Origin of the sequence: Catellatospora methionotrophica, assembly GCF_011297335.1 — a bacterium.
Lineage (GTDB): Bacteria > Actinomycetota > Actinomycetes > Mycobacteriales > Micromonosporaceae > Catellatospora > Catellatospora methionotrophica.
In genome coordinates this window covers 1,119,400-1,138,140 of sequence record NZ_JAAOTJ010000001.1, presented here as the reverse complement: position 1 = coordinate 1,138,140, position 18,741 = coordinate 1,119,400, and the positions used below count along the sequence as shown (strand labels likewise).

General features: G+C 72.2%; 17 protein-coding genes. 8 read left to right on the top strand and 9 right to left on the bottom strand.

Features of this window, described 5'->3' with window-relative positions; genetic code table 11:
- The first annotated feature begins 19 nt into the window (after window positions 1–19).
- The gene (locus HAV40_RS04895) at window positions 20–1,312 is read left to right on the top strand and encodes an ABC transporter substrate-binding protein (protein ID WP_166379369.1); all 1,293 of its coding nucleotides are present in this window, start codon (window positions 20–22) and stop codon (window positions 1,310–1,312) included.
- A gap of 46 nt (window positions 1,313–1,358) precedes the next feature.
- Complete coding sequence (locus tag HAV40_RS04890; RefSeq protein ID WP_166379367.1) at window positions 1,359–2,987, top strand: alpha-amylase family protein; 1,629 nt, start codon at window positions 1,359–1,361, stop codon at window positions 2,985–2,987.
- 80 nt (window positions 2,988–3,067) lie between these two features.
- Here HAV40_RS04890 and HAV40_RS04885 read toward each other — a convergent pair whose 3' ends face one another.
- Complete coding sequence (locus tag HAV40_RS04885; protein WP_239086335.1) at window positions 3,068–4,312, bottom strand: GAF domain-containing protein; 1,245 nt, start codon at window positions 4,310–4,312, stop codon at window positions 3,068–3,070.
- A gap of 226 nt (window positions 4,313–4,538) precedes the next feature.
- Entirely contained in the window at window positions 4,539–5,828 is a 1,290-nt protein-coding gene (locus HAV40_RS04880; protein WP_166379365.1) for an MFS transporter, read from the bottom strand.
- A 131-nt stretch (window positions 5,829–5,959) separates the two neighbouring features.
- On the opposite strand from HAV40_RS04880, the gene HAV40_RS04875 reads away from it, so the two are divergent.
- A complete protein-coding gene (locus HAV40_RS04875) occupies window positions 5,960–6,556 on the top strand; it encodes a C39 family peptidase (RefSeq protein WP_166379363.1) in 597 nt (198 codons plus the stop codon).
- A 72-nt stretch (window positions 6,557–6,628) separates the two neighbouring features.
- Here the strand turns inward: HAV40_RS04875 and HAV40_RS04870 are convergent, their stop codons facing one another.
- Both HAV40_RS04870 and HAV40_RS04865 read right to left on the bottom strand, forming a co-directional pair.
- Complete coding sequence (locus tag HAV40_RS04870; RefSeq protein WP_166379361.1) at window positions 6,629–6,850, bottom strand: hypothetical protein; 222 nt, start codon at window positions 6,848–6,850, stop codon at window positions 6,629–6,631.
- Window positions 6,851–6,990: 140 nt separating this feature from the next.
- A complete protein-coding gene (locus HAV40_RS04865; protein WP_166379359.1) occupies window positions 6,991–7,131 on the bottom strand; it encodes a hypothetical protein in 141 nt (46 codons plus the stop codon).
- Between the two features lie 157 nt (window positions 7,132–7,288).
- Between HAV40_RS04865 and HAV40_RS04860 the strand changes: the two genes are divergently transcribed.
- The gene (locus tag HAV40_RS04860; protein ID WP_166379357.1) at window positions 7,289–7,618 is read left to right on the top strand and encodes a YciI family protein; all 330 of its coding nucleotides are present in this window, start codon (window positions 7,289–7,291) and stop codon (window positions 7,616–7,618) included.
- On the opposite strand, the gene HAV40_RS04855 is transcribed toward HAV40_RS04860, so the two are convergent.
- Genes HAV40_RS04855 through HAV40_RS04840 form a run of 4 tightly spaced genes read right to left on the bottom strand, consistent with a single transcriptional unit; the run spans window position 7,619 to window position 11,511 of the window.
- Window positions 7,619–8,830 carry an adenylosuccinate synthetase gene (locus tag HAV40_RS04855; RefSeq protein ID WP_239086334.1) on the bottom strand — a complete coding sequence of 404 codons (1,212 nt, stop codon included), beginning with the start codon at window positions 8,828–8,830 and terminating at the stop codon, window positions 7,619–7,621.
- Window positions 8,827–9,792 (bottom strand): hypothetical protein, encoded by a 966-nt coding sequence (locus HAV40_RS04850; RefSeq protein ID WP_166379355.1) that lies wholly within the window; start codon window positions 9,790–9,792, stop codon window positions 8,827–8,829. Before HAV40_RS04850 ends, HAV40_RS04855 begins: the two co-directional genes overlap by 4 nt.
- Before the next feature lie 10 nt (window positions 9,793–9,802).
- The gene (locus HAV40_RS04845; protein ID WP_166379353.1) at window positions 9,803–10,786 is read right to left on the bottom strand and encodes a lipopolysaccharide kinase InaA family protein; all 984 of its coding nucleotides are present in this window, start codon (window positions 10,784–10,786) and stop codon (window positions 9,803–9,805) included.
- Window positions 10,786–11,511, bottom strand: a complete 726-nt coding sequence (locus tag HAV40_RS04840) for an NUDIX hydrolase (RefSeq protein WP_166379351.1) — start codon at window positions 11,509–11,511, stop codon at window positions 10,786–10,788. The genes HAV40_RS04845 and HAV40_RS04840 overlap by 1 nt, the downstream gene beginning before the upstream one ends.
- A gap of 142 nt (window positions 11,512–11,653) precedes the next feature.
- Here HAV40_RS04840 and HAV40_RS04835 point away from each other — a divergent pair, with 142 nt between their 5' ends.
- The gene (locus HAV40_RS04835; RefSeq protein ID WP_166379349.1) at window positions 11,654–12,259 is read left to right on the top strand and encodes a hypothetical protein; all 606 of its coding nucleotides are present in this window, start codon (window positions 11,654–11,656) and stop codon (window positions 12,257–12,259) included.
- 189 nt (window positions 12,260–12,448) lie between these two features.
- On the opposite strand, the gene HAV40_RS04830 is transcribed toward HAV40_RS04835, so the two are convergent.
- Window positions 12,449–13,087, bottom strand: a complete 639-nt coding sequence (locus HAV40_RS04830) for a hypothetical protein (RefSeq protein ID WP_166379347.1) — start codon at window positions 13,085–13,087, stop codon at window positions 12,449–12,451.
- A gap of 125 nt (window positions 13,088–13,212) precedes the next feature.
- On the opposite strand from HAV40_RS04830, the gene HAV40_RS04825 reads away from it, so the two are divergent.
- The 3 genes from HAV40_RS04825 (at window position 13,213) to HAV40_RS04815 (ending at window position 18,740) form a co-directional block, all read left to right on the top strand.
- Entirely contained in the window at window positions 13,213–14,052 is an 840-nt protein-coding gene (locus tag HAV40_RS04825; RefSeq protein ID WP_166379345.1) for a hypothetical protein, read from the top strand.
- A gap of 501 nt (window positions 14,053–14,553) precedes the next feature.
- A complete protein-coding gene (locus HAV40_RS04820; RefSeq protein WP_166379343.1) occupies window positions 14,554–16,611 on the top strand; it encodes an AfsR/SARP family transcriptional regulator in 2,058 nt (685 codons plus the stop codon).
- Between the two features lie 254 nt (window positions 16,612–16,865).
- A complete protein-coding gene (locus HAV40_RS04815; protein ID WP_239086364.1) occupies window positions 16,866–18,740 on the top strand; it encodes a non-ribosomal peptide synthetase in 1,875 nt (624 codons plus the stop codon).
- Window position 18,741: the final 1 nt, after the last annotated feature.

The window sequence follows — 18,741 nt, the reverse complement described above, 5'->3', positions numbered from 1 at the left end:
CCACAGAGGAGCAATACAGATGAACACCACGCCCCGGCCCCGCCGGCTGGCGGCGGTGGCGGCCGCCCTCGTCGCGGCCACGCTGACCGCCTGCAGCAACACCGGCGCCGACACCCCGTCGTCGCCGACCGGGCAGCTCACCGGCTCCGGACCGGCCACGATGTGGGTCCGCGCCGCCGACGAGCCGATGGACAAGGCCCTGGTCGCCGCCTGGAACGAGGCCAACCCCACCCGCAAGATCACGATGCTGACCGTGCCGGACGCCCAGTACGTGCAGAAGTACGTCCAGGCCGTACGCAGCGGCGACGCCCCCGACCTCGCCGCCGTCGACATCGCCAACGTCAAGTCGCTGACCGGTGAGAACCTGCTGACCGACATCACCGCCCAGGTGAATGCGCTGCCCTACAAGGCCGCGCTCGCCCCGGCCGGGGTCGACATCAGCACCGTCGACGGCAGGATCTACGCGCTGCCGCACCAGCTCGACGTGTCGATGCTGTACTACAACAAGACCCTGTTCACCAAGGCCGGACTCGACCCGGCCAAGCCCCCGGCGAGCCTCGACGAACTCGTCGACGCCGCCCGGAAGATCACCGCGCTGGGCGACGGCGTGTACGGGTTCTCCTTCGCCGGCAACTGCGCGGGCTGCAACGCGTACACCCTGCTGCCCTACATCTGGGCCAGCGGCGGCGACATCATGAACGCCGACGGCACCCAGGCCACCCTCGACGACCCGGCCGTGGCCGCCGCGCTCAACGCCCACAAGACCATGTGGGACGACAAGCTCATGCCCGCCGCCGTCAAGGACGACAACGGTGCGACCTGGCTGTCGGGCTTCCAGTCCGGCAAGGTCGGCATGGTCGCGCTGGGCAGCTTCGCGGTCAGCGTCTACAAGGCCCAGCCCGGCCTGGACTTCGGCGTCACCCCCATCCCCGGGGCCAAGGGCACCGCGTCGTTCCTCGGCGGCGACGTCGTCGGCATCTCCAAGGGCGCCAAGAACGCCCAGACCGCCTGGGACTTCATCGCCTGGAGCATGTCCGAAGACGTGCAGAAGACCGTCGTGGCCAAGACCGGCCAGCTCACCGTGCGCGCCGACACCGCCGACAACAGCTTCACCCATGCCGAGCCGCGGCTGCTGACCGCCAACCAGCTCATCGCCCAGGCCAAGGTGCCGGTGACCGCCAAGTACAACGCGCTGTTCATCGACCCGACCGGCCCGTACCTGCAGTTCATCCGCAACTGGGTGTTCGCCGGGGACCCCGCCAAGGCCGTCGCCGACGGCAAGGACGGATTCGCCAGCCGCCTGCGGTCCTGACCCGCACCCGCCCGTACGTCACCACCCGCACGTCGAGGAGAACGAAATGCAAGACCTGAGCTTCCGGTGGCCGCACCCGCGGTTGCACACCCCGCTCGGCCCGGTCAGCGTCCGGGTGCACACCGGCGAGAACGTGCACGGGCTCGACCCGGACCGCCTCACCGTCACCACCGACGGCGACACCACCACCGTCGACGCCGACGGCCTGGTGTGGGCGGGCGGGCAGCAGCAGGGCCCCGGCCGGGTCACCGTTCGCATCACCGAGACTCCTGACGGCGTGCGGATCGGCGTACGGGCGCAACACCCCGACGGCGTACGCTGCGTGGCGCTGGTCCTGCACGACCAGCCCACCGGCGACGTCACCGGGCTGCGCGAGGGCGACCTGCCGGTGCCCGCCACCGGCCGCGTCGTGCAGTATCCCAACGGCTGGTTCGACCTGGCCACGCCACTGCTGGGCCTGCGCCGCCCGGACGGCACGGTCACCGTCGCGCGCAGCCTCGACACGCAGGTGCGCAGCAAGCGCTTCGCGGTAGTGCCGCACTTCGACGCACCCGAGTCGTGCGAGTTCGAGCTCATCGCCGACGCTGACGCCGCCCGGCCCAGCATGGTGTTCGAGGTCCCCGAATGGGAGCTGCGCCGCACCGGCGACCTCGCCCCGGTGCTCGCCGAGCACACCGCACACGTGCGGGCCGCGTACGACCTGCCGGCCTGGGAGCAGCGCGACGACGTGCCGGACTGGCTGCGGCAGACCTCGCTGGTGGTGTCGCTCAACGGCATGCACTTCACCGGCCGGGTCTTCCTCGACTACGACGGCATGCTCGACACGCTGCGCCGCCTGGGCGAGCAGCTCGACCCGCGGCGCATCCTGGCCTACCTGCCGGGCTGGGAGGGCCGGTACTACCGCTGGTACGGCCGCTTCGGCACCGACGAGCGGCTCGGCGGCCCGGACGGGTTCCGGCGGCTGATCGAGGGCGCGCACGACCTCGGCGCGCGGATCATGCCGATGTTCGGCGCGAACGTGGCCGCCCGCGACCTGCCCGGCTTCGAACACTGGGCGGCCCCCGGCCAGCTGCTCAACGCCAGCGGCCACCAGCCGATCGGATCGGTCGACTGGGACGCCTCGCGCCACTTCGACCACTCGTGGGGCTCGCTGGTCAACCCCGCGTACGAGCCGTGGCGTCGGCACCTCGCCGAGCAGATCGTGCAGCTGTACCGGGAGTACGGCTTCGACGCCGCGTTCCTGGACATCTCCGCGATGTACAACAACGACCCGCGCGGTTCCACCACCGCCGGGCTGCGGGCCCTGGTGGAGCTGATCCGCCAGGACTGCCCGGAGCTGCTGATCGCGGGGGAGGCCTGGTTCGACGGGATCGGCGGCATCATCCCGCTGGTCCAGGACGGGCACCGCGACACCGTGCCCACCCACCACGACCAGCCCGACCCGGCGCTGTTCACCGGCACGAACCGCTCCTTCGGGCACGTGTGCCTCGGCGACCCGGCGTTCGGGTCGACCGGCGTGCACGAGGCCGGTTACAACCGCCACTGGCGGCTGCCGGTCCGCGAAGGCGTCCTGCCCACCCTGACGGTCGTCGACGGCACCCTCGACGCCGCCCCCGACCGCGTCGCGCTCGTCGTGCAGGACGCACACGAGTACGCCGCGAAGTTCCTGGGCTGACCGGCCGCCGCCGCCGTTCCGGATGCCGTCACCAGCGGCACCGGGGCGGCGGCGTCCCACTCCGAGGCGACCGCCTGCGATCAGCGGCTGACGTAGGCGCGCAGTCCGCCGAGCTCCTCGCTGGCGATGAACACCGACCGGACGCTGATGATGGCCTCTTCCACGTGGGTGAGGCAGCCCCACGCCGCGTCGCCCCACGAATCGGCGATCTTCACCTCGGCCGGTGCGGTGCAGCCGGCCGATCCGCCGAGCTGGCACCGTTCGGGATGCGGCCGGGCCGCCTGAGCGGCGGCGGCCTCGCGCAGCCGGGCGTTGAGTTCCGCCTCTGCGGCGGCGCGCTGCTCGGCCTCGGCGCGCAACTGCTGCTCGGCGCGCACAGCCCTGGCCAGCTCCTCGTTGGCGGCCTTGGCGCGGGCCTCGGCCACCTGCCGTGCCTGCTCGCTGTGGTGGCGTTCGATGGCCAGCGCCGCGGTGCCGGCGAAGACCCGTGCCAGCGCCAGGTCGGCCTCGCCGGGCACGCGCGGGGTGCGGTGGTACATGGCGAAGGTCCCCAGCAGTCCGCCGTCGCGGGCCAGGATGGGGGTGGACCAGCACGCGGCCAGATCTGCCCGGTCGGCCAGGGAGCGGAAGTCGTCCCAGAACGGGTCGGTGGCGATGTCGGTCACGATGACCGGCTCGCGCCGGTGGGCCGCGGTCCCGCAGGAGCCGACGCCCTCGCCGGTGGCGATGCCGTCGATGGCCGCGTTGTAGAAGTCGGGCAGGCTGGGCGCGGCTCCGTGGCGCAGGTGCCGGCCGTCGGGGTCGGCGAGCAGTACGGAGACGAGGACCTGCTCGGGGGTGAGCTGCTCGATGCAGCGGGCCATGCCGTCCAGGACCTCGGCCAGGGGCGCCTGGCGGGCGATCTGCTCCAGCAGCGCCCGGTGTTCGGCCATCAGCCGTTGGGCCTGCTTGACCTGCGTGGTCTCCACACCGATCATCCGGATGCCGGTGACCTCGCCGTCGGCGTCGCGGCGCGGTTCGTAGCTGAAGTCGAAGAACGCCTCCCGCTCGTCCGGGCCGGTGCCGAGCAGGACCCGCTCGTCGCGGCCGGTGTACGGCTCGCCCGTGCGGTAGACCCGGTCCAGGAGGTCGAGGAAGCCCTGACCGGACAGTTCGGGCATCAGGCGCGCGAGCGGGACGCCGGTGAGTGCCCGCTGGCCTCCGATGGCGTCGAAGAACGCCGTGTTCGCCGCCGCCACGACGTGATCAGGTCCGGCGAGCGCGGCGTAGACGGCGCTGGACTGGCCGAACATCGAGCGGAGGTCCTCGTCCGCCCGTTGCGCCACGGCCACGTCCGCAGCTGTCGACTGTTGGCCGGGCACCGCCATGTGTAAGCCCCTCATCTGCGGAAACCATCGTGATCGTCGGCTGGCCGGTCGGCCGGTCGACGGTGGCCACCCTACGCCGCACGGCGTAGTCGCTGATCACTACCCGTTTCCGGGGTCCGCCAATCCCGGCCGCGCCAGGCGCGGCCGCCCGTCGGGCCCGCGAGGGCCGACGGCCGGTCCGGCGTCACGGGGCGGACTTCGCCGGCTCCAGCGCGCGGATCCGGGTGAACAACCACGGGGTTGCCAGCAGGCTGATGATCGCGCCGACCGCGGCCAGCATGGCGGGCGCGTACACCGACACGGCTCCGGTCGCCCAGGTGAGCAGCGCGGGGGTGAACGCCGCCGCCACGATCGCCGCCATGCCGAAGCTGATCGAGACTCCGGTGGCCCGCACCGCCACGGGGAAGGCCGTCGGCAGGGTCGACGGCGCGACGCCGGCCAGGGCGGAGACGGCCAGGCACAGCACGCTGTGCACGGCCAGCAGCATCGGGAACGTCGGCACGGCGTGCAGCAGCAGCAGGCAGCCGAACGGCAGAACCGTCAGTACCGCGGCACTCACCATGATCACCGGCAGGCGCCCGGCCCGGTCGGCGAGCCGGCCGAACGCCAGGCAACCGACGACCAGGCATGCGTTGCCGGCGACGGAGGCGCTGAACGCCTCCTGGGACGGGAACGTCAGCCCCGCCGCGATGCGGTAGTAGGTCGGCCCGAAGATGACGAAACAGTAGATGGACAGGTGCCACGGGATCGAGAAGAGGAAACCCGCGACGAGGTTGCGGCGATTGCCGACGAACAGCGTGCGCAGGGTCTGGGCGATGGTCGTGGCGGGCTGCCCGGTCCGGAACGCCGCACTCTCCGGCAGGGTGCGGCGCAGGTAGAGGGCGATCGGGATGATGACCAGGCCGAGGGCGAACGGGATGCGCCAGGCCCAGGCGGCCACGGCGGCGTCGGACAGCACACTGGTGATGGCCAGGCCGACGACCGCCGACAGCAGGCTCGCCAGGCCGATCGTGGCCTGCAGCCACGCGGCATACCCGGATCTCCTGCCCGGCGGTGCCTGCTCGACCAGGAACGCCGCCGCTGCGCCGATCTCGGCGCCCACGGAGAATCCCTGCAGCAGCCGTCCGGCGAGCAGCACCATCGGGGCGACGACGCCGACCGCCGTCACCGGTGGGGCGGCGGCGATGGCGACCATGCCCGCGCCCATCGTGGCCAGGGAGAGCATGAGCGCGGCCTTGCGGCCGGACCGGTCGCCGACGAGCCCCCCGACGAGGCTGCCGATCGGCCGGGCGACGAACCCGGCCCCGAAGACCAGGAAGGTGGCGATGAGCGCCTGCGTCGAGTCGCCCGCGACGAAGAAGTTTCCCGCGATGTAGCTGGCGAAGAACGCGTAGACCGCGAAGTCGTACCACTCGACGACGTTGCCGATGCCCACGGCGACCAGGGCTCTGCGCGGGATGGCCGACTCGTTCACGACCCTCCTCCGCGGTGGGGTGATCGCCTGACCGATGTTCGATGAGAGCCGAGGACATCTATATTGATGAAAGTTTATGACATGGCTAGCCTCCGTGGGAAAGTTTTCTCACTCCACTTAGGAGACTGGTCATGTCACTCCTCCGCCGCAGTGTGGCCGCTGCGCTGATCTCGGCCGCCGTCGCCGCCGTCGGCCTGGCCGCTCCGGCCGCCGCGGCCACCGCCCGGACCCTGCCCGGCTACAGCTTCCAGGCACAGCAGACGGGCTACTGGTGCGGACCTGCGGCCACCCGACTGGCGCTGACCGTACGCGGCTACGCCCCGAGCCAGGCCACCCTGGCCGCACGCCTGCCCACCGACACCGCCGGCACCGACTCGATTACCCAGGTGATGGCGGTGCTCAACAGCTACGCCAACGTGAACAACTGGTACGAGCACAAGGTGGTCAACAGCAACAGCGCCGCCGAGCAGAACCTGCTCAAGTACGACATCGTGTTCGACGTCGACCGCAACTACGCCCTGGTGCTCAACGTGCGCGGCGGGCGCTACGACACCGCGGGGGTCTACCACAACTATCCCGGCGGCCACTACCTGACCGTGGTCGGCTACACCAACTCCGGCGCCAACGCCGTCATCGAGGACGTCGCGCTCGGCAGCGGCCACCGGTACACGATGACCCTGGCCAACCTGTCCTGGTGGATCTGGTCCACCAGCGGCTACACCGCCTGATCGACGACCGGCCCAGCCAGGCGAACCCGGCGAGGGCCGGCTGCGCACCGCAGCCGGCCCTCGTGCATCGAACTACTTGGCGTCGGCCAGGTCCGCGATGGCCCGCGCGGCGCGGAAGTACGGGCTGCGGCCCAGCTCGCCGATCGTCTTGATGCCCAGGGCGTCCTTGAGGTGGTCGGCGGCACGCTCGCTCACACCGGCGAGCGCGGCGACGGGCGCGTTGGCGATCTCCTCCAGGCTCTTGTCCTGGTATTCCTTGTCCAGCAGCTTGGCGAGGTCAGCGGAAACAGCCATGGTCGCTCCTTCGGGGTCGTGATCCGGCGTGGTGCCGGACGTGCGCCCGATCCTTTCACTGCCGCGCCGCGCCGATCCCGGGGACCCCGGCTCCCCGGAACCGTTGGCGCAGCACAGCGCGAGGGCGTCGCGACTCTCGGTCAAGGACGGTCGCCGGTGTACTCCGGGTCGTCGGGCCCCTCGGCGGGCTCGATGGGATGCGGGGTGCGTCCCCGCTGCCGGAGGATCTCGGCCTCGTCGTCCTCGCGGACGATCTCCGGCTCCTCGGGTGTCTGGCTCATCACGGCCTCCTGGATCGGCAACCGGGGACGTACCCCTGACGTGCGGTTTTCATTCACCCGGAGAGGGGCGGGTTTCAGTGACCGGGGGATCGGGGAACGGATACACGTCGCCTGCCGGACCGGCGCGGTGACCCCTGCCTCGGAAGGACCCCCGATCATGGCGAAGTTCCTGACCATCGGATACGGCGACCAGGCCGGTTATGACAGCACCGCCGCCGAACTGCGCGAGCGGGCGCATGCCCACGATGGTCGCCTGCGGCAGGCCGGTGCCGAAATGGGGATCGCGGGGTCGCCGGTGCAGGTGAGAAACCATGACGCCACTGGGACTGTCGTGGAGAAGGGGCCGTTCCTGTCGGCCGCTCTGCCGGTGGCCGGGTTCGCCCTCATCGAGGCGGACTCGCTCGACGAGGCGATCGAAGCGGTGTCCGGCACGCCGTGCGCGATCGCGCACGGCGTCGTCGAGGTGTGGCCGCTGAACGAGGCGTAGTCACCGGGTGACCTTGTCCGCCCAGGTAGGGCCGTATGAGGTGACCTCCACCGGGACGCCGAGCACGTCCCCGACCTCGCCGAACCCGGTGTAGACCGGGACGGCGGTGGTCAACGTCTGCGTCAGCTTCTCCTGGTATGCCAGGTCGCCACGCTCGCCGGGCACGATCCTGTCCAGCTGATCGTAGGACAGGCACATCCGCAGCTCGTGGTGTGCGGCCGCGTCGGCGTGGGTGACGGCGAGCGCGTCGACGCCGCCGCAGACCTCGACGGCGTAGCGGTGGGCGACGGCGTCGAAGTGACCGGCCCGCCACGCGCCCTGCCACGGGCCGTGGCCGTTGTGCCGCTCCGGCAGCGCCGCAGTGAGCTGCTCATCCTCGGTGACCAGGGGACCGGCCCCGTGGCGGGTGGTGTAGGTGCGTACGACGCCCAGCCGCAGGGCGTCGCCGTCGCCGTCCTCGGCCAGCAGGGTCTCGGCGTTGTCGAAGGTCGTGGTGGACCAGGTGGTGTACGGGTGCCAGCCGCGCCACTCGTCGAGCAGCACACCCTGGGCCCCTTCGAACACACACGGCCCGGTCAGCGCCTGCCGGGAGGAGTCGACGAGCCCGGCCGCGCTCCCGAACCACCGGAACGCCTCGGCGACGGCGGCGACCGGGGGCGCGTCGAGGGGTCCGAGTTCGGCGGTGAGCGCGTCGCGGACCGCGCCCAGCTTGCGCGCCAGTATCGAAGGGGATGTGGTGTCCCCGGCGCGGACGGCCAGGTCGGGGTGGGCCAGCGCGAACGCGGCGGTCTCGCCGACGCCCATGCCGCACGAACCGTGCCGGTCGTCGCCGCGCGCGGCCTCGCGGCGACGGTTCGCGGCGCGGTGCCACGGCGTGGTCAGCAGTGCCCGCCGGTCCACGGTGAGCAGGTCGAACGGCGCGGACACGCCCAGTTCCACCAGGTGCTCGGCCTCGGCGGCCAGCGCCAGCGGGTCGACCATCATGAACCGGGACAGGTGGGTGCGTACGCCGTGCAGGGTGCCGGAGCCGAACTGGGCGAAGGTGTGGTGACGCCCGCCGGGCGTCACCACGTTGTGGGCGGCCTGCGCGCCCCCGTTGAACCGGATCACCGTGTCCACCGGGCGGGTCGCGCAGAGCCAGTCCACGATCGTGCCCTTACCGGCGTCGCCGTAGCCGAGGTCGACGACGATGACGTGGCGGGGCTGGTTCACAGCCGGGCCGCCGGGGTGGCCCGGTCGCCGAACCCGGCCGGCAGCGCCGAGCGCACCAGCGCACCCCGCGTGCTGCCGAGCGGGGCGAGGGCCTTGCCGACGGTCGGCCCGGCCGCCGACCCGGCCTCGGCGAGGTCGACCAGCCCCGCGTCCAGATCGGTCGCGTCCTCGCCCAGCCCGACCGTCAGCGCGATGGTCTCGCAGACGGCGTCGAGGTCGTCGAGCTCGATGACGTTCTGGCCCAGCAGCTTGCGCCAGAATCCCAGGATCTGCGCGTCGCCGGTGTAGCTGGCCTGCGCGGGCATGATGAAGTACACGTCGTAGCTGCGCCGCAGTTCGGCGACGATCGCCTCGGTGCTGATCGGCTCGGTGATCGCGTCGCCGACGACGCGGCGCACCTCGTCGGGCTTGACCTGCCCGTAGGCCATCTCGTCGCCGATGATGAACAGGTAGCCCCGCCTGCCGCGGGCGACGGCGTCGAGGTCGGTGTGCCGGGCCATGAAGTACATGGCCAGCTCGTAGGACTCGGTGCGCTGCCCGCCGCCGCCGCCTTCGAGCAGGATCCGGCCCAGGTCGTCGTCGGTGCGGTTGTCGGACTCGAACTGCCCGATCTGCAGCGGCGCGCGGTCGCAGGTGGCGTCACCGATCGCACCGAACAGGATCTGCGGATCGGTGCAGTAGCCCTTGCGGATGAGCAGACCGAACAGCTCCGGCAGTTTCGTCTGCAGCACGCGCGGCACCGAGCCCATCGACCCGGTCACGTCGAACAGGATCGCGATCGGCGTCGACTGCGGGTGCTGGTCGCTGTCGCGGCTCTCCCGGACCGTGACGCCGCGCGGGTTCAGGGCGTCATGCACGGTACGCGCGCCGGAGTCGCTGTGCGCGAAGGCGCTCGCCCCGGTCGCTTTGCGGTACTTGGCCGACGCCGTGTAGACGTCGGTGGACCATCGTCCGCTTCCCATGATCTGCTCCTTAGAGGGTGAAGGGCCGGAAGGTGCGCGGCCCGTAGAGCTTTTCGAGCAGCTCGTCGAGTTCGGCGAGCAGCCGCCACGCGTCGTGCGGGCGGGTGTTCGGGTCGGGCAGGGTGCAGCCGCGGGCGAACCGGGCCAGGGCGGGCGGGGTCCGCTCGCCCATGAGCCAGGTCATGCACCGGGTGGCGAGGTGGATGTCGGTCGCCGGACCGGCGGGGCGCTTGCCGGTGACCTCCGGTGGGTAGAGGTCGTGGTATCCGGCGGCCAGCGCAGGGACGGTCTGGCCGGGCTCGGTGACGCTGTAGCACCAGTCGACCAGGACCAGGCCGTGCTCGTCCGGGTGGATCAGCACGTGGCCGGGGACGACGGCGCCGTGCACGACACCGGCGCGGTGGGCGTAGCCGACGGCGACGAGCAGCCGCCGCCACATCCAGGCCGCGTCGCGCGGGTCGACGCCGTCCGGGTAGGACTGCCTGACCCGGGCGAGGTCGACGAATCCGGCCTGGTGGGCGAGGACCGTCGCGGTGCGCCGGTCGCCGCCGGCCGGGTCGCGGTGGGTGAACGACTCGATCAGCCGTGGGGCGTACGCGTGGTGGCGGGTCTCGCCGTGGCCGCGCAGCCGGGTCAGGGCCTGCGCCTCGCGGCGCACCAGGTCGCTGTCGGCGGGGTGGCGGGGCAGTTTCAGCAGCGCCGCGCCGCCGTCGACGTCGTACAGGTCGGCGAGGTCGCCGGTGTACCGCAGCGCGCCGACGCGGTACGTGCCACGGCGGGTGACCATGGTCGTGCCGTCGCGGTGCGCCGCCCACAGGTCCGCGAGCCGGGCGAAGGCCTGCGTCGCGGTCGCTGTCGCCCCGGCCGGTGCGGCATCGGGGTGCAGGACCTTGGCAAGCGTGCGGTACGCGTGCCCGCCGTCCACGCCGCCGAACAGGTCGCCCGGGGTGCGTGCGGCCAGCACACTGGTGACCGCGTCGTCGAAGCCGCTCATCACCGCTCCAGCGAGGGCCGTAGCAGTGCCGGGTGCAGGATGCGGGCGTCCCCGGCCCGGTAGAGCTTGGACCGGGGTCCGCCGCGTTCGCCGCCGCGCTGGGTGGTGGCCCCGGTGTCGGCGACGAAGCCCGGCACGGACAGCACCTTGCGGTGGAAGTTGCCCGCGTGCGGCTCCTCGCCCCAGACGGCCGTGTACACCCCGCGCAGCTGCGCGATGGTGAACTCGTCGTCCACGAACGCGGTCGCCAGCGGCGTGTACTCGATCTTGGCTCGGGCCCGTTCGAGCCCGGCGGCGAGGATCGCGTCATGGTCGAACGCCAGGCCGGACGCGGTGTCGACGGGGACCCAGCGGGCCGCGGCCGCGTCGCCGCCGACGGTCGGCTCGGGCAGGTGCGGCGCGAACGCGAGGTAGGCGATCGACATCACCCGCATGCGCGGGTCGCGGCCCGGGTCGCCGAACGTGGCGAGCTGCTCCAGGTGTACGCGGGGAAGGATCCCGGTCTCCTCGGCCAGCTCGCGCCGGGCGGCCTGGTCGAGCGTCTCCTCACGGACGAAGCCGCCGGGCAGCGCGAGGCGGCCGGCGTGGGGCTGCTCGCCGCGTTCGACCAGCAGCACGTTCAGGACGCCGTCGCGGATGGTGAGCGTGACGATGTCGACGGTCACCGCGACCGCCGGGTAGGCCCGGGGGTCGTAGCCGTCGAGGAACTCGCGCTCGGTGACCATGCCATGTCCTTCTCGATATGAGATTAACTCGAACTGAGAATGACCATAGGCCGAGGGGTGGCTGTTGTCAATGCGGGACCAGCCGGGCCGGGTGTGTACGCCGGGCGCGTGGGAATCCACATGCGATGGTCATAATCTCTGCATGTCGAACCAAGCGCCCGGTCGCACCTCGTTCTGGACCAGTTTCGCCGGCGTCGTCACCGCCGTCGCCGGGCTGCTGTCGGCCCTGATCGCCGCAGGTGCCCTGATCTTCCAGATCGTCGGCAGGGACGGCACGCCCGCACCGCAGCCGCAGGCCCGCTCCACCACGTCGGCACCCGCATCCGAGTCCGTGGCAGGGCCCGGTTCCCAGCCCACCGCCGGGCCCACCCGGGTCGACGATCCCGGCCGGCCGCTGTGGCACGGCGGCCCACTGCGCTTCGACAACAACGGCATCGACTTCGACACGACGCCACCCACCCGTGACCCCGGCCCGAGCATGGACGTCTACGACGGCGACTTCTTCCAGATCGTCGCCTACAACTCCTCGAACAAGGTCGCGCGCTGGACCGGCACGGGCGCCCCCGGGGCCCGCGACTGCAGCGACCTGCTGGCCGCCCAGGGGGACCGCATCGGGAAGTTCACCCAGAGCCAGATCTATTGCGTACGCACCGGCGGCGGCCGGGTCGTGGCGGTGAAGTTCCTGGACGCCAAGCAGGGCGGCGGCTCCCAGATCGACGCGACCGTCTGGCTCGACCCGGCAGCCTGAGCGGGTTGCCGGACATCGGCGACCTCGCTGTCACCGGCGACGCGGCACTAGGCACGATGGTCGGCGTGCCAGCATCGAGGTGGCCGACAGCGGTGCGCTGGTCGGTGACGTGGCGCTGTTCTGGCACAGCACCGAACACCATGGCTGACTGAACCTGCCAAGGCGGCCGGGTTTCGGCCTCGGGGGCTGTCAGGGATGGTCACCGTGATACGGGCAGGTGCGCTCATCGTAGGCCGGTCCGTTGTGCTGTTTGAGTTTCCCGGTCCAGGATCCGTGCTGGGTGTCGCGACTCAGGACCACTCGGTGGTTGATGTTCTCGGCCAGCCCTTCGCGCCACTGCGTGATGAGTGGCGACTGCGGCCCCAGCATCGCGTCAATCCTGCCCTGGACGAACGAGAGCGGGCAGCCGCTGGTCAGTTCGATCATGGCTGTCTGGTCAGATGCCGGGCCGAAGGAAAAGGCGATCGCTCCGGTCGGGGATACGCCGAAGACGACGACCGGAAAGGCGTCATCGGCGGTGACGTGTTCGATGAATCGCTGAAGCTCCGCGGGGTCGATGGGCTGAGGTCGCGAGGCCCGCGCGTACCTGGCCATGGCCCGCACGCCCAGAACGAATACCGCGGCAACCGCGACGTAGTTCAGGACGGTGGCCCACGTGGGAGTGCTGGCCCAGTGCGCCTGCCAGATGTTGAATGCGGTCCACACCGCCAACACCACGAGTTCAAGACATCCCGGAGGCCGACTGAAGACCTTCCGCGCCGTGGAGACCAGTAGCAATGGAAGGACCACCGCAGCGATCGTCGAAGCAATGCCGGGGACATCAGCCATGTACATATTTAATTATCCTGCGTGTGTCGGGTCAAACGTCAGGCGGATTCGAGGACGCGGAAAGTAAGCGTATGGTGCGCCCGGATGGGAGCATGAGTCCACAAGCGAGCGTGGGAGGGGCGATCGTGGGCACAGGCGATGACGGGCCGTCCTGGCGTACACCGGCGCTGATCGCCGTCTCCGGTGGGCTGTTCGCCCTGGTCAGTGGGCTGGCCGTGAACACGGTGGAGATACCGGCGGGTTGGCGGCCCTACATCTGGCTGCTCACGGCCGTGCTGCTCGTCGGCGCGGTGTTCCTCGCGGTTCAGGACGGCCGGAGCGGTGCGGCTGTCGACCTGGCCGGGATCATGCGTCGCCCGGCGGTCTGGCTGGCGGCGGCGGTGGTGGCCGGTTTCGTCCTGGCGGCCCTGGTCCTGCCGGGTGCGCAGCCTGCCGCCGACCCGCCCGCGGACGGCGGGGCCGCCAGCCGAACCACGCCGATGGAACCATCGGTCGCGCCGAGCAGCGACGGGCCGCCGTCGCGGACCCCCGAGGACGCGCCGTCGCCGACCGCCAGCCCGACCGCCGGCCCGACCGCCGGTGTGCCGAGCCCGGCCGTGTCGGTGCGCGTGCGGTGGCAGGGCCTGCTGGTCATGGACTGCTGCGGTGGCCCCGGTTACTCCCTGGACACGGTGCCGCCGAGCGGTGCCGTGCTCGGTGACGTGCAGGGCGTCGGGTACGCCGAGATCGCCGGTGAGGCGCTGGTGGAGTGGACGGCCGCCACGCCGCCGAGCCGGGCCGACTGCGCCCGGCGCCTGAACGCGGTCGTCGGTCAGCGCCGGCTGGAGGTGCAGGTCGGCTCCGTCGCGTGTTTCCAGACGCGGGCGGGCAGGGTCGGTCACCTGACGGTGGTCGCGTTGTCGCGGCCGGGAGCGCTGGACTCGCTGACGACGAAGGTCGAGGCGACGGTGTGGGATAGGGCCTGACCTACCAGGGCGGCCACCTGGCGGACACGCGTCGACAGGACCCTGCTCTACAGTAATTAACCCGACACGGATAGTGTTGAACCCTGCGAACCTGGTGGGACGCCTGTCGCGCCACATCGCGTGCGACGAGGGTGGCGACGGTGTGTGCGCAGCTTACGGGCAGGTTCTTAACGTCCCGTGAACGGTGCCGTGTGACCTCACTCATCCGCAACGACCTTGCATGTATTTCTATTTATCAATAGCCTTCCCGAGGGTCCGAGCACGAGACATTCCGGGGGGAATCATGCAGTATCGCATTCATCTGTCTGTAACGGTCAATTCAGCGCTTCGATAAGGCGGCGAGCCCGCCCGCGCCACCATGCCCGACACCGCCCCACAGCATGCCGCCGCCGACCTGGCGGCCGGCGGACCGCCTCCGACGCGCGAGAACCCGTGCGCCGGAGCACCGCGAGGCATGGGGAGTGACCTGTCCACGAGAGACGTCATGCGGAAAGAGAAGACATGAATCTGAGCGGCTGCATCGCCGCGGGCGACCGTGTGGCCACCGAGCTGCTGCTGGCCGGTGCCGAACACGCGTCCGGCCCGTTAGACGATCACCGTGTCAGCCCACCAGGAGCCCAGGCGGCGCTCACCGCCTACCACGACGGGGGCCTGGCCGAGGCGGTGACCCTTCTGGACACCATCGATCCGGACGACCCGCGTGGCCGCGACCGGGTGCTGCTGGGCTGCCTGGCCTCGGTCTGGTATCGGGCTTGGGGCGACCAGGAACGCAGCGTGGCCTGGCTGCGTCACGCCGAGGCCGGGTCGGCCGGTGTGGACGCGCCGCTGCGGGCGGCCTGCCACCGGGCCATGGCACTGCACGCCTGCCACCGTGGCGACGAGCCGCTCGGCGACGAGCACGCCCGCGCCGCCTGGGACGCCGCGCCGGAGGAGCACACGGTGCTGCTGGAGGTGATGACGACGCTGAGCAGGGCCCGGTGGGGCATCCGCCGGGAGCGTTTCACCGACGCGGCCGCCGACGCCGAGCGGGCCGCCGGGCTGAGCCAGCTGGGCGGGTTCACCGGACTGGAGCCGTTCGCGCTGAGTGTGGCCGCCGAGGCCAAGGCACGGGTCGGCCGGCTGGACGACGCGCTCATGGACGCGGTGCGGGCCGGGCGGCTGCGCGACACCGCGCAGGTGTGCCACGACGAGGCGTACGCGCTGCTGGTGCTCGGTGCCGTGCACCGCCGCCGCCGGGACCTGGTGCAGGCCAAGGCGGCGCTGGAGGGGGCCGCCAAGCATCTGCCGGCCGGGCCCGCGGCGCTCGCGCTCGACGCCGCGATCCACGGGGAGCTGGCCCGGGTCATCGTCGCCGACGATCCGGCCCTGGCCAAGGACCACGCGCAGCAGGCGGTGACGGGGGCGTACGGCCATGGGCGCACGGCGGCGCTGCTCAGCCGGGCGTGGGTGTCGCTGATCTGCGGCGATGTCGCGACCGCGCTGGTCGACGGGGAGGAGGCGCGGATCGTCGCGGCCCGCGAGGAGCAGGTCGCGACCGGCGCGGAGGCGCTGGAACTGCTGGCCCTGGTCGCGGTCGATCCGCGGGTCGCCGCGGGCCTGTTCCAGAAGTCCCGGCAGGGCTATGGCGAGGTCGGGGACTGGCCGGGTGAGGCACGGGTCCGGGCGGTGGCGGCCGCCGTGCGCGGCGCGACCGGCGGCAGGTCAGCGCGGTGGGAGGTGGAGACGCTGCGCCAGGGCGTGTCGCTGGCCCCGGGGGTCGCCGACGCGCTGACCGTCGTCGCGCGGCGCACCCCGCCGATCACGGTGCTGTGCCTGGGCGGTTTCCGGGTGCTGCGCGCGGGATCGGGCATCGCGCCGAACGAGTGGCAGTCGAAGAAGGCCCGTGACCTGCTGAAGATCCTGGTGTCGGCGCGCGGGCGGCCGGTGCCGCGGCCGCGGCTGATGGAGCTGCTGTGGCCGGGGCAGTCCCTGGCCGCCGGAGGCAGCCGCCTGTCGGTGCAGCTGTCGACGCTGCGGCGGGTGCTGGACCCGGACCGCCGCATCCAGCACGCGCACCTGATCGAGGCCGACCGTTCGGCGGTGGGGCTGAACCTGGATCTGGTCAATGTGGACGTGGAGCGGTTCCTGATCGCGGCGTCGGACGCGTGCGCCGCCCACCGGCACGGCGACCCGGCCGCCGCGGAGCTGCTCGCGGCCGCCGAGGCGATGTACGTGGGCGAGTTCATGTCCGACGACCCGTACGCGGACTGGACGCAGGAGCTGCGCGACGAGGCGCAGGCGGCGTACGTCAGCGTGCTGCGTGCCCGCGTGGTGCGTTCGGGCGATGTGGACGAGCAGGTGTCGTGCCTGCTGCGGATCCTGCGCTGCGACTCCTACGACGAGGAGGCGCATGTGGAGCTGGTGCGGCTGCTGCAGCGGGCGGGCCGGCACGGTGAGGCGCGCCGGCGCTACCGCAGCTACGCCCGCTGCATGCAGGAGATCGGGGTGGCCCCGGCCGCCCCGGACGAGCTGGGCGACCCGGTCCACGAGCCGATCAGCAGGGGTGCGCGCCTGCGCTGACCCGGAACGACCGCGGGCCTAGGGGCCGCCGGGGGCAGGTGCGAACAGCACCCGCCCCCGGCGGCCCCTTTCGCGTCGCCCGGTGCTCGCCACGGGGACTGTCATGTGTCGGACCTCTCACTTCGCACCACCGCTGACCTGCGCCGCCCACCCGCACCGGTCGCCACGCGAAGGGTCTCTGAACCTCGCGCGAAGGAAACCCGAAAACCCCTCAAGAGACTGGCCTTCACATCAGGGGAGGGACGACGGTGAGCATGACGCCAGATCAGCAGCAGCTCGGGCAGGGCGCGGTCAGCGTGTCGCCGTTTCCGGGCGAGCGCACGGTGCACGGCCTGTTCGAGGACTGGGCCGACCGCGCGCCGGACGCGCCGGCGCTGGCCTTCGGGGCCGTGGCGCTGACCTACCGGGAACTGGACGAGCGGGCCAACCGCCTGGCCCACCACCTGCTGGCGGCCGGGGTCGGGCCCGAGGCGCGGGTCGGGCTGTGCAGCCGGGACGAGAACTGGATCGTGGGGGCGCTGGCGGCGCTGAAGGCCGGGGCGTGTTTCGTGCCGCTGGACCCGTCGTACCCGGCCGAGCGGCTGGAGTACATGTGCCGCGACGCGGGCGTCGGGTTCGTGCTGCGCGCCGGCGGCCACGGCACCGAGATCCCGGGCCGGCACGTCGACCTGGACACCCTGGACCTGGCCGGGCAGCCGTCGACCCGCCCGCGGGTGCGCGTCGGGCCGCAGTCGCTGGCGTACGTCATGTACACCTCCGGCTCGACCGGCGGGCCGAAGGGCGTCGCGGTCACCCACCGCAACATCGTGCGCCTGGCGCGCAGCGCCGACGCGATCGAGGTGCGGCCCACCGACACCGCCGTGCAGGCGGCCAACATCTCCTTCGACGCCGCGACCCTGGAGACGTGGGGCGCGCTGCTCAACGGCGCCCGGCTGGTCGGGCTCGGCAAGGACGAGCTGCTGGTCGCCCAGCGGCTGCGCGGCGCGCTGACCGCGTACGGCGTCGACGTGCTGTTCCTGCCGACGTCGCTGCTGCGGCAGGTCGCGGCCGAGGACCCGGCGGTGTTCGCCGGTGTACGCCACCTGTCGTTCGGCGGGGAGCAGGCCGACGCGCGCACCATCGCGAGCCTGGGGGCGCACTGCCCGGACACCGAGCTGGTCAACCTGTACGGCCCGACCGAGATCACCGTGTACGCCACCGCCCACCGCTGCACCGCGCAGACCGGCGCGGACCGCATCGTGCCGATCGGCCACCCGGCCGCCAACAGTGCCGTGTACCTGCTCGACGAGCAGCTGCGGCCGGTGCCGGACGGCACGGCGGGCGAGATGTTCCTCGGCGGGGCGGGCGTGGCCCGGGGTTACCTGGGCCGGGCCGCGCTGACCGCGCAGCGGTTCCTGCCCGACCCGTTCGCCGTCGAGCCCGGCGCGCGGATGTACCGCACCGGTGACCTGGCCCGCCGCCGCGCCGACGGGGCGCTGGAGTTCCTCGGCCGGGTCGACCGGCAGGTGAAGGTGCGCGGCCACCGGGTGGAACCGGCCGAGATCGAGGACGCGCTGCGGGCCCTGCCCGGGGTCGTCGAGGTCGCGGTCGTCGCCGACCGGGCCGCGCACGGCGACACCCGGCTGCTGGCCTACGTCGTGCTGGAGGGCGCCGACCCCGCCGCCGTACGCGCCGAGCTGTCCGAGCGGCTGCCCGCCTATCTCGTTCCGGCCGTGTTCACACAGCTGGCGAAGCTGCCGCTCAACCCCAACGGCAAGGTCGACCTGTCCGCGCTGCCGGTGCCCGCCGCCGATGCCGCCGCACCGGCGACGGAGCTGACGGCGGCACAGCGGGCCGTGCTCGACGTGTGGCAGGAGGCGCTCGGGCGGGCCGTCGACGGCGGGGCCGAGGCCGACTTCTTCGCGATCGGCGGCAACTCGATCGACGCGGCCCGGGTCCGCTCGCGGCTGTCGGCCGCGCACGGGGTCGACGTGCCGCTGCAACTGCTGTTCGACCATCCGACCGTCGCGACGCTCGCCACGGCGCTGGCCGGGCTCGCGAGCGCACCGGCTGCCACGGCTGCGCCCGTGCCGGTCGGCGTGGGGGCCGGACGTGACGTGGCCGATCTGCTCGCCGAGTTCGAGCGCTGAG

Bases quoted from the DNA above. Each gene is read 5' to 3' on its own strand.
- HAV40_RS04865 (WP_166379359.1), bottom strand. From the start codon at position 7,131: ATGAGCCAGACACCCGAGGAGCCGGAGATCGTCCGCGAGGACGACGAG.
- HAV40_RS04820 (WP_166379343.1), top strand. From the start codon at position 14,554: ATGAATCTGAGCGGCTGCATCGCCGCGGGCGACCGTGTGGCCACCGAG.
- HAV40_RS04830 (WP_166379347.1), bottom strand. From the start codon at position 13,087: ATGGCTGATGTCCCCGGCATTGCTTCGACGATCGCTGCGGTGGTCCTT.
- HAV40_RS04835 (WP_166379349.1), top strand. From the start codon at position 11,654: ATGTCGAACCAAGCGCCCGGTCGCACCTCGTTCTGGACCAGTTTCGCC.
- HAV40_RS04895 (WP_166379369.1), top strand. From the start codon at position 20: ATGAACACCACGCCCCGGCCCCGCCGGCTGGCGGCGGTGGCGGCCGCC.
- HAV40_RS04845 (WP_166379353.1), bottom strand. From the start codon at position 10,786: ATGAGCGGCTTCGACGACGCGGTCACCAGTGTGCTGGCCGCACGCACC.
- HAV40_RS04840 (WP_166379351.1), bottom strand. From the start codon at position 11,511: ATGGTCACCGAGCGCGAGTTCCTCGACGGCTACGACCCCCGGGCCTAC.
- HAV40_RS04860 (WP_166379357.1), top strand. From the start codon at position 7,289: ATGGCGAAGTTCCTGACCATCGGATACGGCGACCAGGCCGGTTATGAC.
- HAV40_RS04870 (WP_166379361.1), bottom strand. From the start codon at position 6,850: ATGGCTGTTTCCGCTGACCTCGCCAAGCTGCTGGACAAGGAATACCAG.
- HAV40_RS04890 (WP_166379367.1), top strand. From the start codon at position 1,359: ATGCAAGACCTGAGCTTCCGGTGGCCGCACCCGCGGTTGCACACCCCG.
- HAV40_RS04875 (WP_166379363.1), top strand. From the start codon at position 5,960: ATGTCACTCCTCCGCCGCAGTGTGGCCGCTGCGCTGATCTCGGCCGCC.
- HAV40_RS04850 (WP_166379355.1), bottom strand. From the start codon at position 9,792: ATGGGAAGCGGACGATGGTCCACCGACGTCTACACGGCGTCGGCCAAG.
- HAV40_RS04815 (WP_239086364.1), top strand. From the start codon at position 16,866: ATGACGCCAGATCAGCAGCAGCTCGGGCAGGGCGCGGTCAGCGTGTCG.